This window comes from Sphaerisporangium perillae, from assembly GCF_023276435.1.
Lineage (GTDB): Bacteria > Actinomycetota > Actinomycetes > Streptosporangiales > Streptosporangiaceae > Sphaerisporangium > Sphaerisporangium perillae.
Genome location: NZ_JALLPO010000034.1, coordinates 88,642 through 103,839, shown reverse-complemented (window position 1 = coordinate 103,839; position 15,198 = coordinate 88,642). Strand labels below are relative to the sequence as shown.

The following is a 15,198-nucleotide window of genomic DNA, read 5'->3' as shown; positions in this document are numbered from 1 at the left end:
TAGCCACTCATCCGCGCCGGGCGGCCTCCCCTTCCCCGGGGCTCGGCGGCACGGTCGTTCTGTGTGCGCTCAACGCTAGATCGCCTGCCCGGTCCATACCGCTTTGCCGTAGAAGCGGCAGGCGGTGCCGCCGAGGACGGCGGCGCGGTCGGCCTCGGGCAGCCCGGCGAGCAGCACGCCGGTCTCCCGCCACACCTTGGCGTAGTCGCCCGCCAGGATGGCCATCGGCCAGTCGCCGCCGTACATCAGCCGGTCCGGGCCGAACACCTCGAGCGCGTGGTCCACGTAGGGGCGCAGGTCCTCGGCGGTCCACGTGGCGGGGTCGGCGGCGGTGTTGAGCCCCGACACCTTGGCGTACACGTTGGGGTGCTCGGCGGCGCGGGCGAGCAGCGACGCCCACGGCTCCCATTCTCGTTCCCTGATCGGCGGCTTGGCCAGGTGGTCGATGACCAGGCGCAGGCCGGGCACCCGCTCGGCGAGGACGGGGACGTGCTCGAGGTGCCTGGGCAGCACGGCGACCACGTCGAAGGTGAGTCCGGCCTCGGCGAGCAGGCCGAGGCTCTCGATCACCGGCTCCTGGACCACCCAGTCAGGGTCGGGCTCGTCGTGGATGAGGTGCCGGACGCCGACGAAGCTCGGGTGGCGGCGGTACCGCTCCAGCGCCTCGGCCGCCTCGGCCGGCCGCAGCAGCGGGACCCAGCCGACCACGGCGGCGACGAAGTCGCAGGCGTCGGCCTGCGCGAGCATGGCGTCGGTGTCGGCGTAGGAGTCCGCCGCCTGGACCAGGACGGTGCGGTCGACTCCGGCGGCGGCGAGCTGCGGGATGAGCTCCTCGGGCTCGAAGGTCCGGTAGATCGGCCCGCTGTCGGGGGTCAGCCAGGGATAGGACCCGGTCTCCAGGTTCCAGAAGTGCTGGTGGGCATCGATGATGGTCACCGTTCCCCCTTCAACGCCGGCGACTGGACAAGCTCCAGAGTGATCTCGTCAGATCGCGAAAATAGCAGGCGAATCCGCCGGTGTTCACGCCTGCGGTGATCTCGTTGGGCGGCGAGACGAAGCGCACCCCATCGTGCTGAGCTCGGGCGAGCGCCCTCCGGAAGGCCGGGCCGATCCGGCCTCAGGCCCAGCCGAGCTCCTCACGGAAGGCCTCGAGCGCGCGGCCGAAGGCCTCGCGGGTCAGGACCGCGCCGGCGTGCGGTCCCGAGGCGATCGGCTCCTCGTGGAAACGGCCGGGCAGTTCGTCGGGACCGGCTCCCTCGCGAACGGCGTAGGCGCGCATCAGGTCCAGACGCCGTCCGCCCGCCTCGAGAAGTTCCTCCACGGTGGACGGGGTCCCGGACACGGCGGTGACCAGGGACGTCACGTGGTCGAGGGTCAGCGGCCTGGTCGGGGTGGCGGCGAAGACGCAGACGTTGAGCGCGTCCAGGGCGCTCCACAGCCGCAGCAGGCGGGCGGTGCGCCGGCCTCGCTCCGCGTCCAGCGCGAGCGCGGGAGCGGGCTCGACGCCGATCCGCCCGGCCTCCGGGAAGCAGTACGGCAGGCCGAGGACCGGATCGAAGTCCAGGTCGTGCTCCAGCGCGTCGTAGCGCGGCCCGCCCGGGGCGGCGGCGTAGCCGAGGCCGATTCCCGGCTGGACCCGGGGGTCGAAGCACGGCACCTCGGCGCCCTTGACGGTCATCGCGAACCGCGCCGCCTCCGGCCCGATCAGCCGGGCGGCCCGGGCCGACCCCTCTGCCAGCAGGTCGCCGAGCGCGCCTCCCCGTACCGCGACGTCGTTCGCCAGGCCCGCGAGCGCCGCCGCGTCGCCGAAGGCGGGTCCCCCCGGCAACAGACCGTGCGCCGCGCACTCCATGGCGAAGGCGAGCGTGCCTCCGAACGAGACCGGGTCGAGGCCCAGGTCGTTGCAGAGGGCGTTGGCCGCGAGGATCGCGTCCAGGTCGTCGATGCCGAGGTTCCAGCCCAGCGACAGGAACGCCTCCTGGCCGAGCCCGCCGGTCCGCCGCTCGGGCGCGTCGGGCGGCGCGTACACCTTGAGGCAGTCGTTGGGACAGCCGGGGCAGGCGCCCGCCGTCGCCACCGCCAGCCCGTCGTAGGACGCCCGGCCGGGCGTCCGCAGGCCGCCGTCGTCCCCGGTCACCGAGAAGTTCCGCACGGCGGCGTATCCCGGGTCCGGCCGGTCACCGGCCCAGCCCGCGAAGCCGGGTTCGGCGTGCTGCCACGCGGTGAGCGGGTTGCCGGGCATGGCCGCCCGATAGTAGGCCGCCAGGGCCGTCAGCGCATCCGGGTCGGCGACAGAGGCCGGGGCGTCCCCCACGCAGACGATCGCCTTGAGGTTCTTGGCGCCGAGGACGGCGCCCAGCCCGTACCGCGCGGCGGCGTACGCGTGGTCGGTCACCACGCCGGCGTACCGGACCAGGTTCTCGCCCGCGGGCCCGATCGCCGCGACGTGGGCCCGGGCTCCGTGCCGGGCGCGCAGGGCGTCGGTGGTGGCGGCGGTGCCGAGGCCGCACAGTTCCCCGGCGGCGTGCACCGACAGGCGGCCCTCCTCGATCAGCAGGTAGGAGAGCGTGGTGGCCCGGCCGGTGATCGCCAGGGCCTTCGCCCCCGCGCCGCGCAGGCCGGCCGCGAAGGGCCCCAGCGCGTGCGCCTCCCCCGCCATCCCGGTGAGAGGGGACTTCGCCAGGAAGACGCACTTGGCCAGCCCCGGCCCCGCCGCTCCGCCCAGGACGCCCGCGGCGACGTACAGCAACGACCGCGGATCGTACGGCGCGAGGCCCGCGGGCGTGCGTTCGGCCAGCAGCCGCAGGCCGAGGATGGACCCGCCGAAGTGGCCGGCCTCGGCCGAGCGGTCCTCCCGCTCGACGGTCTTATGGGTCAAATCAACGATAAACGGCACGAAACACCCTCACGCCTTGGTTCGCACGAAACCGGACGAGCCGATCCTAGGAAGGGCGAACATCCTGCACCGAGAAGGGTGTGGGACGGAAGACCGCGTGCGCATGGAGGGTGACGGCGGGATCCCGCCGCCCTCCGGCGGCGGCCAAGGCGCGGGCAGACGGAAGCGGCGCCCCCGGCAGGCGGGGACGCCGCTTCCGATCATGCTTCGAACAGGTGCGGGCGCGTCAGCGCGAGGCCGGCTGGACGACCCTCCGGACCGCCTTGGCGGCCGACGCGCACGTGGCGGCGGGAGCGGTGGTGTCCGGCACGACGGGGAACAGGCGACGGAGCCCGCTCGCTTCAAGGACCCGGTGCACGGAGGACGAGGCGGCCACGATCCGCAGGTCACCGCCGAGGAGCACCGAACGCCGCCGGGCGGCCATGAGCGCCCCCAGCCCGCTGGCGTCCATGAAGGTGACCCCGGACAGGTCGAGAAGGAGCCGGGCCTGCGGCAACTGCAGCAGGGCGATGAGCCGCTCCCGTAGCTGCGGGGAGCAAGAGATGTCGATGTCCCCGCTGACCCGGCACAAGGTCGAGTCGGCGCGAACTTTTATGGACAGGTCCATGACGGACCTCCAATCGCGGACGCGAGGGCGGCTCGCGGTGGTGCAAACCGCCCCGACTTGCGTCCTTGAGGTGAAGGCGGCAGCGCCGCCTTCACGTGAGCCTTTCGGCCGTGATGCTTAGAGCGGGCGAACCTGCTCCGCCTGGGGGCCCTTCGGGCCACGAGTCGTCTGGTAGTCGACGCGCTGGTTCTCCTCCAGGCTGCGGTAGCCGCTGGAGTCGATGGCGGAGTAGTGGACGAAGACGTCCGCACTGCCGTCATCGGGAGCGATGAAACCGAAGCCCTTTTCGGCGTTGAACCACTTGACGGTTCCCTGAGCCATGAAACTGATCTCCTCATGAGACGATCTACGAGGTCCACGGCGTGGATCCTCGGGTTGTTTAGCGACCGACCGCCCCTTGAAACACTTGGCTTCGCACGGTGGAACGCCCGCTGTAAGAACTCCGCAGGCGCTGCTACACGTTAACGAACCTCCACTACAACCGCTCCCATTCAACACCATCTGGAGCCCGTTGGCCAACGCAGGGGGTCGCGGTGGATGAACACCCGTCTGCGACCGCGTATCCCCTGGTGCCGCGGGCGAACAGGAGCGGCGTGCCGCTAGGCGGTCAGCGGGGGGAAGGCGGGGGCGCGGCGCTCCAGGAAGCTCGCGACGCCCTCGCCGAAGTCGGGCCGCCCGAACGACTCCGCCATCAGCCGTTCGGCCTCGGCGGCGGAGCCCTCCAGGGACTTCTCCCAGTCGCCCCACAGCTGCCTCTTGATCACCGCCATCGAGGTGGGCGAGCTGTGCGTCGCCAGTTCGCGCGCGTAGGTCAGGGTCTCCTCGAGCAGCCGCTCCCCCGGCACCGCGCGGCTCGCCAGGCCCAGCTCGACGGCCTCGGCGCCGGTGAACGTGCGGCCGGAGAGCAGGATGTCCATCGACTTCGCCTGCCCGATGAGCCGGGGGAGGATCCAGGCGATGCCGTACTCGGCGACCAGCCCGCGCCGGACGAAGGCGGTGGTCCACTTGGCCTCGGCGGCCGTGAAGATCAGGTCGCACACCAGCGCGTGCACCATGCCGAGCCCGGCGCACGCGCCGTTGACCGCCGCGATGATCGGCTTGCGGATCGTCGTCGGGAAGATGTTCGGACGCTCGTCCGGCTCCTGGTCGTAGGAGCCGTCCTGGAGCGCGGCGAGCGTCTGGAAGTCCGCCCCCGCGCAGAAGCCCTTCCCGGCGCCGGTGACGATGATCACGCGCACGCCGGGGTCGCGCTCGGCCTGCTCCAGCAGGTCGAAGTAGCTCCTGCCCAGCGCGTCGGTCCACGCGTTCAGCCGGTCGGGCCGGTTGAAGGTGAGCGTCAGCACGCCCTCGTCCAGCGACGACAGCACGAGATCGGACATGGAACCTCCCGGAGAGACCGCTACAGAATAACGTTCTACACGAGTTCCCGGGAAACGGAGGACCCCATCACCCTTCGTACTGGCTCTTGCGCTGATGATGGACGAGCGCCGGCGTGAGCTGCACGTCGTCGTAGTAGCGGTGGAACACCGGTGTCAGCGAGCCCGACAGCGGCGGGACGATCCACGACCAGTCGGCCGGGCACATGCGCCCCGAACGCTCCTCGCGCTCCAGATGGGAGAGGAACCGGCGCGACTCGGTGTGATGGTCGGTGATCGTGACGCCCGCCTCCTCGAAGGAGTGCAGCACGGCGACGTTCAGCTCGACCAGCGCCTGGTCCTTCCACAGCGTGCGGTCGCTGGAGGTGTCCAGCCCCAGCCGCTTCGCGACGACGCGCAGCCGGTCATAGCGGTCCGCGTCGGCCAGGTTGCGCGCGCCGATCTCGGTACCCATGTACCAGCCGTTGAACGGCGCGCACGGGTAGCAGACGCCGCCGATCTCCAGGCACATGTCGGAGATCGCGGGCACGGCGTGCCAGCGCAGGCCGAGCTCGGCGAACCACGGGTAGGCGGGGTGGACGAGCGGCACCTCCAGGATCGCGTCCTGCGGAATGGTCGCGAGCAGCGGCGGCTTCCCGCCCGCCTCGATGATCAGCGGCAGCACGTCGAAGTCCGTGCCGGGGCCGCCCGGCCATCCGAGGCGGCGGGCCGTGGCGGTGATGTCGGCGTTGCGCGCGTCGCCCGCCAGGAGCGTCCCGTCATGCCCCCGGTATCCCGCGTACCGGATGAGCTGCTCGTTCCAGATCCTCGGCCCGGGGCGGCCCGGGCGGTCCTGGCCGAAGACGGTGATCGTGGGACGGACCCGTCCCGCCCCGGTCGCCTCCCGCAGGTGCTCGACCGCCTCCACCGCGATGCCCTCGGCGGTGTCGACGAAGCGCCGGTCGCGCACGCGAAGCGACTGCCAGTACAGCCGGCCGATGCACCGGCTGCTGTTGCGCCAGGCGACGCGCGCGCCGAAGACCAGTTCCTCGTAGGTGTGGGTGTAGGTGCCCGTCGCCGTGATCTCGGCCAGGGCCTCGTGCAGGCGAGGCCAGAAGGGGCCCGCGGAGGGGTTCTCCGTGTAGTACAGGCGCAGGAACTTGTCGGCTTCGTCGGGATCCACGACCCCGTCACCGCTCGCGGGACGGTGAAGCGGAAGGGCCACGGGACAGCTCCGCGCGGCAGACCCGCGGACGCCGTCGCTTTCGTAGATCGACAGGGGGACTTCGCTCCGTCCGGAAGGCGACATTGGGGCTCCAGCCTGTCCGGGGACGGACGCGGAGACGCCCTCCCCTTCAGGGGGCGGCACAGGAGTCGTACGACCCCATCGTCGCGCCGCGACAGCAGACTTTACCGGAAGTCGGGACCTCAGCCAGCCCAACACAGGACAACCGCCACATCATTCACATGGGCGTCATAGCCTTTCCGGGAGCTCTGACGCCCTGTGCGCAGCGGCCCTCCCCGCTGCGGTCGGCACGATCCGCGGCAACCGGACTCCGGGTCTCCCGCGACCACGGTGACAATGAGCGCCGACGCGTATGCGCAGGGGCACGAAGTGCGGCAGACCCACATCTTGAGGCATCGTCTGTGATTTGTCCCGCCTTATCGCAGACGAGTTGGTGCGCCCGGGAACGACGACAGCCCCAGGGGGCTTCCCCTGGGGCTGTGTGCGTGGCTCCCGCGATAGGACTCGAACCTATAACCTGCCGGTTAACAGCCGGCTGCTCTGCCGATTGAGCTACACGGGATCGTTTGCGCGTCGCGGGAAAGGTGTTGGCCCTCCCTTGCGGCGCGAAACTAGATTAGCGCATTCCGGGGGGTGCGTGTCGCACCCAGATCGCGCGGGCTTCGCGCAGATGCCCTTCCGGCAGAACACGCGGCGCATCTGGACCATAACCGCTCCCAGCCGGGGTAGGGGAGCCGGAGAGCGGGGGATGCCAGCGGCACGCGGGAGGTAGAAGATGCGATATCGATTCACGTTCGCCGTAGGCCTGGCCGTCGGCTACGTCCTCGGTAGCAAGGCCGGGCGGGAACGGTACGAGCAGATCAAGCGGATGGCACTGCGGGTCGCCGACAGCCCCATGGTGCAGCAGGCCGCCGGCGTGGCCGGGGCCCAGGCGTCCAAGGCGGCCGAGGTGACCAGGCACAAGCTCGGCGACGTGCTCGGCGACCGGGTGCCGTTCCTGCACAGGAACGGCTGGAGCGCCGTCAAGGACGACACGGGCACCGGCTGGCCCGACAGCGAGATGGACCGCGTCACCTGATCGGCGGCCCAAGGAGGCGACCCGCGCGCAACCCCCGCCCGCGGGCCGCCTCCATCCGCGCGCCTGCCCTGCCGCCTTCATCGGCGCGCCCGGCCTGCCGTCTTCATCCGCGCCCGGCCTGCCGCCTCCATCCCCGCGCCCGCCCTGCCGTCTTCAGACGCCGAGGTTGCGCCGCAGCTCTTCCAGGGCCTGCTCGGCGGCGGCCCGCAGCCCCGGGTCCGCGGGATCCAGGCCCGCGTCGAACACGAACTCCCACTCGGCCGCATCCTGGCCGGGCACCCGGCGCGCGACCAGGCGCACTCCCCCGCGATCCCCCAGGCGCACGTGGCGGCTGGCCAGGATCGAGGAGGTGACCCGCTCCCGCACGGCCTCCGGCAGGCGCCCGGGATCGGGCAGGTCCACCCGCCGCTGGGTGCCATCGGTGCCCACGACGAGCAGGCCCTCCTCGTCCCACACCGCCCGGTCGATCCGGTACCACGGCAGCGGGGCTCCGGCCGGCAGGCGTAGCGCTCGGTCGGTGGCCACCACGTAACCGCCGTCCGCCGTCCGCGCGTGGACGAGCACGCGTTCGCCCGCCTCCAGCGTCACGCCGGCCTCCGGAGGAAGGGTTCTCGCGCCCCAGGGAAATCGCATGGGTGAAAGCTACCCGGCGAGCAGGTCGAGGGTGAGCGCGGCCGACCAGGAGAAGTCCCGGCAGCCCCGGCCCATCCCGTCGAAGGGGTCGAAGCACTCGCGGAACCCCGCCTGGCGCACCAGGCGCAGGGTGCTCGAGGCCAGCAGCGCTTCCAGACCTCCCAGCCCGTGCTCGGCCGCCGCCTGCCGCAGCAGCCAGTTGGTGTTCACCCAGGACGGGCCGCGCCAGTACGTCGTCCGGTCGAACTCCAGTGCCCGTACCTCGCAGCTCGGCACCGGATACCCGCTGGGGCCGAGGAAGCGGGACTCCAGCAGCTCGGTCAGGACGCCGACGATCGGCGCGGGCATCCCGGGGTCCAGCAGCGGGCCGAACCCGCCGATGGTGCGGATCGGGATGAGCCGCCCGGCGCGCAGGTCCCGCGCGTAGAAGGCGTCGTCCCACAGGCGGCCGAGCAGTCCCGTGCGGATCCGCTCCACGGCCTCGCGGAACGGCGTGCCGTCGGCCCCGATGGCCTCGGCCAGGTTGGCCAGGGCCAGGCAGGAGGCCAGCCAGATGCCGTTGAACATCGGGTCCTCGACGGCGAAGGGGTGCTCGTCCCGCAGGTAGCCCGCGCCGTAGCCGGCGTCCCGGTAGCGCATGGCCAGCCACACGTACCGGTCGTGGTGGCTGTCGGACCACCACTCCTCCGGGCCGTGGGCGTAGTGCACCATGGGAAGCGCGGCGAGCGGGGCGTCCCAGACGGGGCTGTCGTCCAGGCCGGACTCCCACGGGTGGACGATCGACGCCAGGCCCTCGCCGCCGAGGTCGCGCGCCGAGGCCAGGTAGCGGTGCTGGGCCACCAGGACCGGCCACGCCCTGCGGACGAACCCCAGCGCCTCGTCCCGGTCGGCGGCGTACCGCCAGATCCACCACACGGCGCAGGCCTGGAGCGGCGGCTGGGTGAGCCCGGAGGTGAGCGTCCCGCGCGGGGCGGCGGCGCAGTCGCCGGACCGCCACAGCGACGGGCCGGGGTAGTACGCCGCGGCCGTGGCGCGGTCGAAGACGATGTGCGGCACCATGCCGGTGCTCCACTGGCCCGCGAACAGGCTCAGGAGCTCCGAGCAGGCCCGGGACCACCGGCGGCGGGCGAGCCCGATCGCCACGAAGGCGGAGTCCCAGCTCCACTGGTGGGGGTAGCGCCCCACGGCCGGCACGGTGGCCGATCCCGTCCAGTTCGCGTCAAGCACGTCAAGTGCGGCCTGCTCGAGCGCGGTGTCGTCGTCGAGGCCGAGCCGCGCGTCCATCGGATCGTCGGCAGGAGGCCGTCGCCGTCAAGGAGGCGAAGGCCGTCACCGCTGTTCCCAGGCCGTCACCTTGGGAGGACGGGAGTGCGGTTCCTGCCTTCCCTCCTTCCCTGGCACGGTGTTCCTGACGGGTGTCCCCCGTCAGGTGCCACGGCCGCGGTCCCGGCGCCGGTCACGCCGAGGCGTGACCCGGGCCGGTGCCCGTGCCCGTCCAGGGCCCATGGCCGGCAGGTCCTGGACGGGCACGGGGCGGCTCAGTCGAGGTAGTCGCGCAGCATCTGCGCCCGCGTCGGGTGGCGGAGCTTGGCCAGGGTCTTGGACTCGATCTGCCGGATGCGCTCGCGCGTCACGCCGAACTCCCGGCCGACCTCCTCCAGGGTCCTCGGATGGCCGTCGGACAGCCCGAAGCGGAGCTGGATGATGCGCTGCTCCCGGTCGGAGAGGGTGGCGAGGATGTCGTCCAGCTGGTCCTGCAGCATGATGAACGCCGCGGCCTCGATCGGCACCACGGCGTCGGCGTCCTCGATGAAGTCGCCGAGGTCGGAGTCCTCCTCGCCGATCGGCGACTGGAGCGAGACCGGCTCCTGCGCGATGCGCTGGATCTCGACCACGCGGTCCACGGGAAGGTCCATCTCCATCGCGATCTCCTCGGGAGCGGGCTCCCTGCCGAGATCCTGATGGAGCTGCCGCTGGACGCGGACCAGCTTGTTGATCGTCTCCACCATGTGCACGGGAATTCGAATCGTGCGCGCCTGGTCGGCGATCGCCCGGGTGATCGCCTGGCGAATCCACCACGTGGCGTAGGTCGAGAACTTATATCCCTTGGTGTAGTCGAATTTCTCGACCGCGCGGATCAGCCCGAGGTTGCCCTCCTGGATGAGATCGAGGAAGAGCATTCCGCGGCCGACATAGCGTTTGGCGATGGACACCACGAGCCGCAGGTTGGCCTCGATGAGCCGCTGCTTGGCCCGCACGCCCTCCCAGACGAGCTCCTCGAACTCCGGTTTGGCCAGTCGCAGACCGATGTCACCCAGTTTGTCCTCGGCGAACAGCCCTGCCTCGATCGCCTTGGCGAGCTCCACCTCCTCCTCCGCCGTCAGGAGAGGCACTCTGCCGATCTCCCGCAGGTAGATGCGGACGAGGTCGCTGGTCGGCGCCCGCTTGCCGACATCCTCCTCATCGGGGCGGGGGGTGTCCTCGTCGCCCTGGGGCTCGAGCACCTCCACACCCTTTTCGGCGAGCATCCGCACGACACGCTCCAGCGCGTCGGCCGGCAACTCTGAGCGGTCGAGCGCGGCGGCCACGTCGTCGACGGTGACGCTCCCGCGCTCCTTTCCTCTCGCGACGAGATCCGCCACCTGGTCTACCGACGGCGGTCCGCTTGGCAGCACCGATGTACCCACGGGACATAGTCTGCGGTATAGGGACCGGAAAATGGCAGGCCTATTTTTGTCACCGGAGGTAAGGCCAAAGCCATTACCGAATTGATATCAAACAAAAGTTTGGCCGTGGTGAGGAGCGGAAAGTAAAGTTAATTACGCCCCGACGGCGCGTTCTCTTAACACACGCCGTTGTTGTTCGAGCGCCACGAGCTCGCCGAAGAGCCGGTTGTACTCCTGCAGCTGCTCGACCGGGTTGAGCCGCTCCATCTTGGCCTTGACCTGCACGAGCGCGCGCGTCACGGCGATCTCGGCCAGCCGGGCGAGCACCGCCTGGCCATAGCGCTCCTCGCTCGCCAGCTCGGCCCGCACGGGCTCGACGGCGAACCTGGTGGCGAGCGCCCGCAGGCTCTCATCCTCGGTGGCGCCGACCAGCAGGTCGACCCACTCGCGTCCGCCGGGTCCGCCCGCCACCGTGCCGCCCGCGGTGATGATCAGCTCGTACAGCGCGACGTGCTCGGGCGCGCTGAACGCCTGCGCCCCCAGCGCGTCGAACTCCGGCCCCATCAGCGCCGGGCGCTGCACCGCGAGCTTCAGAGCCTCCGCCTCGATGCGCGCCACCGGGTCGGCGGGATCGGCCGGACGCGCGGCCCCCGCCCGCCTGGCGCCCCGCTCAGGGGCGCCACGGCCGCCTGTGGGGCGCCCGCCGACCTCCTGGATGCGCCGCAGCACCATGCGCTCGTCCATGAACCCGAGCCAGCGGTCGAGGTCGACGGCGTACCTGCCGCGCAGCGCGGAGTCCTTGATGCCGGCCACCAGCGGCGCCGCGGCGTCCAGGGCGGCGAGGCGGCCCTCGTTCGTGGTCAGCTCATAGCGGGAGATGACGCTGCGGATGGCGAACGCGAAGAGCGGCTCGCGGGCGGCGATCAGGTCGCGGACGGCGGCGTCGCCCTGCTTGACCCGCAGGTCGCACGGGTCGAGCCCGTCGGGCTGCACGGCCACGAAGGTCTGGGTGACGAACTTCTGCTCGTCGGCGAAGGCCCGCAGGGCGGCCTTCTGCCCGGCCGAGTCGCCGTCGAAGGTGAAGACGACCTCGCCGCGGAACTCCGCCTGGTCGAGCAGGAGCCTGCGCAGGACCTTGATGTGCTCCTCGCCGAAGGAGGTGCCGCAGGTCGCGACCGCCGTCGGCACGCCCGCCAGGTGGCAGGCCATCACGTCGGTGTACCCCTCGACGACGACGGCCTGGGAGCGCTTGGAGATCTCGCGCTTGGCCAGGTCGATGCCGTACAGGACCGAGCTCTTCTTGTAGATCGGGCTCTCGGGGGTGTTCAGGTATTTGGGTCCGTCGTCGCTGTCGAGCAGCTTGCGCGCGCCGAACCCGATGACCTCGCCGGTGATGTCGCGGATCGGCCAGACCAGCCGGCCGCGGAACCGGTCGACCGGCCCGCGGCGGCCGTCCCGTGCCAGGCCGCCCTTGATCAGCTCGTTGGCGGTGAAGCCGCGGCCCTGCAGATGGCGGGCGAGGCGGTCCCACTCGACCGGGGCGTAGCCCACCCCGAAGTGCTCGGCGTCGACCCGCTCGAAGCCGCGCTCGGACAGGAAGCGCCGGCCCGGCGCCGCCTCGGGCGTGGGCAGCAGGGAGGCGTAGAACTCGGCGGCCGCCTTGTGCGCCTCGATCAGGCGGCTCCGCTCACCCTGCTCGCGCCCGGGGACGTAGCCGCCCTGCTCGTAGCGGAGCTGGATCCCCGCGCGCTGCGCCAGCCGCTCGATCGCCTCGGTGAAGGAGAGGTGCTCCAGCTTGCGGACGAAGGTGATGACGTCGCCGCCCTCGGCGCACCCGAAGCAGTACCAGTAGCCGCGCGAGGGGGTGATGTTGAAGGACGGGGACTTCTCCTCGTGGAAGGGGCACAGGCCTTTGAGGTTGCCGCCGCCCGCGTTGCGAAGCTGGATGTGCTCCCCCGCGACCTCGGCGATCGATGAGCGCTCTCGCACGAGCGCGATGTCCTCGTCACTGATCCGCCCTGCCACGCCGTGAGTCTACGACTCGCCGCCGACAGCCTGGCCCGCTAACCGTCCAGCATGGGTGATTTTCCGCGAATGGGTCATGGTGGGGGTGAAGGTCGGTTACAAAGGAAACGCTAATTTCGGTAACGTCGAGCGGGTGAAGATCATGCGACCGGGGCGACTCACCGCCATTGCCGCAACGGTGCTGGTCAGCGCCGCCTGCGCCGCTCCAAGCGGGGTGCCCGGCATCAGCACGCTGCCGCCCGCGCCGTTGCAGAGCGTGCCCGCCGGCGTGCCGGACGCACTCGACTCTCAAGCCTCTCCCAGCCGGGCCGGCGTGGAGCTGGAAGCCGCCGAAGCCTCCCCCAGCGCGCGGGCCGAGATCGACGCGGCGACGCTGAAGCCCAGCCCCTCGGCGACCACGTCCGCCGTGAAGCCCCCGGCCGGCGAGGACCCCGTCCGCGTGCCCCCGCCCCGGATCTCGAAGTTCACCTACGTCTTCCCCGTGCGCGGCTGCCGGGTGAGCTACGCCCGCAAGCAGCTGGTCCTGCCGAAGACGACGATCTGGGCGGGGAAGGGCTGCGCGTTCGTCTCCCCCGTCGGCGGCGTCGTGCACGAGGTGAACGCAAGCAACCGCTGGAAGGCCTTGACCGACCACGGAGCCGACCGCGAGGGCCGCTTCGTGTCCGTGCTGGGCGCGGACGGAGTGCGCTACTTCGGCGGCCACCTGGACTCCGTCGAGCCGGGGCTGCGGGCCGGCGACCGGGTCGGCGCGGGCCAGGTGCTCGGGCGCGTCGGCGACTCGGGGAACGCCAAGGGCGAGGGGGCGAACCTCTACTTCTCGGTCTCCTGGCCCACCGCCGCCAAGTACTGGTGGGTACGGCGCGGAATGGTCGATCCGTGGACCTACCTGGACGCCTGGCTGAACGGCAACCCGACCCTCTCCCCCGCCCAGCAGGTGGCCGCCGCGCGCTCCAGGGTCGGCGCGACGCCCCCCTGCCGGACGCTGTGCGCCTCCAAGCCGGTGAAGAAGAAGCCCCCGCGCCCCGTCCCCACCCAGACCGCCGACCCCGACGGCGTCACCAAGGGCTAGCCCAACCCCCGCGAACCCCTCCGGCTCACCCACCGCTCATCGGCGCCGGCGCCGCCACACCTCTACTCGCCGTCGCGGCGCCAACGCACACACACGAACGAGGTCACCCGATTCTCCTCCGGTGTGGTGCTTTAACACTCGGCGCCGCGGCGGCGGGACGGGGTACGGCGGTGACGGCGCCGGTGTGCGGCGGTTCCGGTCAGTGGCGAGAGCCGAGGGTGCGGTGGAGGGCGATCGCGGAGCCGTCGGTGAGCGAGGCGATCTGGTCGATCACCACGCGCAGGCGGGCGGCGTCGTCGGCCGCCTCGGCGAAGGCCGCCCGCAGCGCCGGCTCCAGCGTCCCAGGGGCACCCAGCATGATCATCGAGGCCAGCTCGGCGATCAGCTCGCGCTGCCGGGCCTGGTTGGCGTGGTGGTCGTCCCGCGACATCACATAGTGCGCCGTGACGCCCTTGAGCAGCGCGCACTCCAGCCGGGTGACCCTCGGCACGATCAGGTCGGCGCCGTGCCGGGTGAACCCCCGGCCGTACGCCTCCAGCGTGGCCCTCTGCGCCGACAGGCAGAACCGCCCGATCAGCGCGCTGGTGAACGACTTGAGCGCCACCAGGTCGGCCATGGTCTCGGTGAACCGCGCCGGCCACAGCGGCTCGGCGACCAGGCGGGCCAGCGTCTCCTCCAGCTCGGTGAGGCAGGAGTCGTCCGCGTACGCCTTGAGGGTGCGCTCGCACACCTCGCGCCGCTCTCCCGCGTCCCTGAGCAGTGCCGGGGTGACGTGCCCGGAGTGCATGGCGTCCTCCAGGTCGTGCACGGAGTACGCCACGTCGTCCGACCAGTCCATGGTCTGGGCCTCGAAGCAGACCCGGTCGGCCGGCACGCCCTGCCTGACCCATCGGAAGACCGGCAGGTCGTCGGGGTAGACGCCGAACTTGGCGCCGTGGGCGGAGGTCCAGGGATACTTCAGCGCCGAGTCGAGCGTCGCGCGGGTGAGGTTCAGCCCGGCACTGCGGCCGTCGGCGGTGAGGACCTTGGCCTCCAGGCGGGTCAGCAGCCGCAGGCTCTGCGCGTTGCCCTCGAAGCCTCCGCACCGGGCCGCCAGCTCGTTCAGGACCGTCTCGCCGTTGTGCCCGAACGGGGGGTGGCCGAGGTCGTGCGCGAGGCAGGCCGTCTCCACCAGGTCGGGGTCGCAGCCGAGCGCCTTGCCCATCTCCCTGCCGATCTGGGCGCATTCGAGAGAGTGGGTCAGCCGGGTGCGCGGGATGTGGCGGCCGTGGTCGGGGATCTCTCCCGGCCCGACCACCTGGGTCTTGGCGGCCAGCCGCCGCAGCGCCGCGCTGTGCAGGACCCGCGCCCGGTCGCGTTCGAACGCGCTGCGCTCGGGGTTGCCGGGAGGTTCCGGCACCCATCTGGCCTGATCGAACTCGTCGTACTCTCTCATCGGTAGCCGGATGCTACCCCCGCTACCGGCGGTACATGACAAACATGCAGGAAACTCACGATGTCTGGCGGGTCTCGTCTTTCCCCGCAGGTCAGGAGCCCCGTACGGCCCCCTAGAGGACACCGCCGCCACCCCGGCGCGCTGGACGCCCGGCCCGTACGACGGGCGGGCCGCGTGGGACGGCGCGG

The 15,198-nt window shown here is 71.6% G+C and carries 13 protein-coding genes and 1 tRNA gene; 2 read left to right on the top strand and 12 right to left on the bottom strand.

The annotated features are described in order from the left end of the window. Positions 1 to 75: 75 nt before the first annotated feature. The 7 genes from MYF83_RS29875 to MYF83_RS29845 all read right to left on the bottom strand — a co-directional run bounded on the left by MYF83_RS29875 (position 76) and on the right by MYF83_RS29845 (position 6,666). Positions 76 to 936 carry an amidohydrolase family protein gene (locus tag MYF83_RS29875; protein ID WP_248964074.1) on the bottom strand — a complete coding sequence of 287 codons (861 nt, stop codon included), beginning with the start codon at positions 934 to 936 and terminating at the stop codon, positions 76 to 78. Between the two features lie 181 nt (positions 937 to 1,117). Then, complete coding sequence (locus MYF83_RS29870; RefSeq protein ID WP_248964073.1) at positions 1,118 to 2,896, bottom strand: aldehyde ferredoxin oxidoreductase C-terminal domain-containing protein; 1,779 nt, start codon at positions 2,894 to 2,896, stop codon at positions 1,118 to 1,120. 226 nt (positions 2,897 to 3,122) lie between these two features. Continuing rightward, complete coding sequence (locus tag MYF83_RS29865; protein WP_248964072.1) at positions 3,123 to 3,503, bottom strand: STAS domain-containing protein; 381 nt, start codon at positions 3,501 to 3,503, stop codon at positions 3,123 to 3,125. 117 nt (positions 3,504 to 3,620) lie between these two features. Continuing rightward, positions 3,621 to 3,824, bottom strand: a complete 204-nt coding sequence (locus tag MYF83_RS29860; protein ID WP_248964071.1) for a cold-shock protein — start codon at positions 3,822 to 3,824, stop codon at positions 3,621 to 3,623. Between the two features lie 278 nt (positions 3,825 to 4,102). Continuing rightward, positions 4,103 to 4,882, bottom strand: a complete 780-nt coding sequence (locus tag MYF83_RS29855; RefSeq protein WP_248964070.1) for an enoyl-CoA hydratase-related protein — start codon at positions 4,880 to 4,882, stop codon at positions 4,103 to 4,105. Positions 4,883 to 4,949: 67 nt separating this feature from the next. Beyond that, a complete protein-coding gene (locus MYF83_RS29850) occupies positions 4,950 to 6,083 on the bottom strand; it encodes a nitric oxide synthase oxygenase (protein ID WP_248964069.1) in 1,134 nt (377 codons plus the stop codon). Positions 6,084 to 6,590: 507 nt separating this feature from the next. Beyond that, positions 6,591 to 6,666 (bottom strand) — tRNA-Asn (locus MYF83_RS29845). A 213-nt stretch (positions 6,667 to 6,879) separates the two neighbouring features. Between MYF83_RS29845 and MYF83_RS29840 the strand changes: the two genes are divergently transcribed. Next, positions 6,880 to 7,182, top strand: a complete 303-nt coding sequence (locus MYF83_RS29840) for a YtxH domain-containing protein (protein ID WP_248964068.1) — start codon at positions 6,880 to 6,882, stop codon at positions 7,180 to 7,182. 153 nt (positions 7,183 to 7,335) lie between these two features. On the opposite strand, the gene MYF83_RS29835 is transcribed toward MYF83_RS29840, so the two are convergent. From MYF83_RS29835 to dnaG, 4 genes are all read right to left on the bottom strand, one after another. Beyond that, complete coding sequence (locus MYF83_RS29835) at positions 7,336 to 7,815, bottom strand: hypothetical protein (protein WP_248964067.1); 480 nt, start codon at positions 7,813 to 7,815, stop codon at positions 7,336 to 7,338. Between the two features lie 9 nt (positions 7,816 to 7,824). Then, positions 7,825 to 9,099: an MGH1-like glycoside hydrolase domain-containing protein gene (locus MYF83_RS29830; protein ID WP_248964066.1), complete on the bottom strand. Its 1,275-nt coding sequence runs from the start codon at positions 9,097 to 9,099 to the stop codon at positions 7,825 to 7,827. Positions 9,100 to 9,353: 254 nt separating this feature from the next. Then, the gene (gene rpoD / locus MYF83_RS29825; protein WP_248964065.1) at positions 9,354 to 10,457 is read right to left on the bottom strand and encodes an RNA polymerase sigma factor RpoD; all 1,104 of its coding nucleotides are present in this window, start codon (positions 10,455 to 10,457) and stop codon (positions 9,354 to 9,356) included. 177 nt (positions 10,458 to 10,634) lie between these two features. Continuing rightward, positions 10,635 to 12,506 carry a DNA primase gene (gene dnaG / locus MYF83_RS29820; RefSeq protein WP_248964064.1) on the bottom strand — a complete coding sequence of 624 codons (1,872 nt, stop codon included), beginning with the start codon at positions 12,504 to 12,506 and terminating at the stop codon, positions 10,635 to 10,637. 142 nt (positions 12,507 to 12,648) lie between these two features. On the opposite strand from dnaG, the gene MYF83_RS29815 reads away from it, so the two are divergent. Then, entirely contained in the window at positions 12,649 to 13,575 is a 927-nt protein-coding gene (locus tag MYF83_RS29815; protein WP_248964063.1) for a M23 family metallopeptidase, read from the top strand. A gap of 199 nt (positions 13,576 to 13,774) precedes the next feature. Here MYF83_RS29815 and MYF83_RS29810 read toward each other — a convergent pair whose 3' ends face one another. Next, complete coding sequence (locus tag MYF83_RS29810; protein WP_248964062.1) at positions 13,775 to 15,010, bottom strand: deoxyguanosinetriphosphate triphosphohydrolase; 1,236 nt, start codon at positions 15,008 to 15,010, stop codon at positions 13,775 to 13,777. Between the last annotated feature and the right edge of the window lie 188 nt (positions 15,011 to 15,198).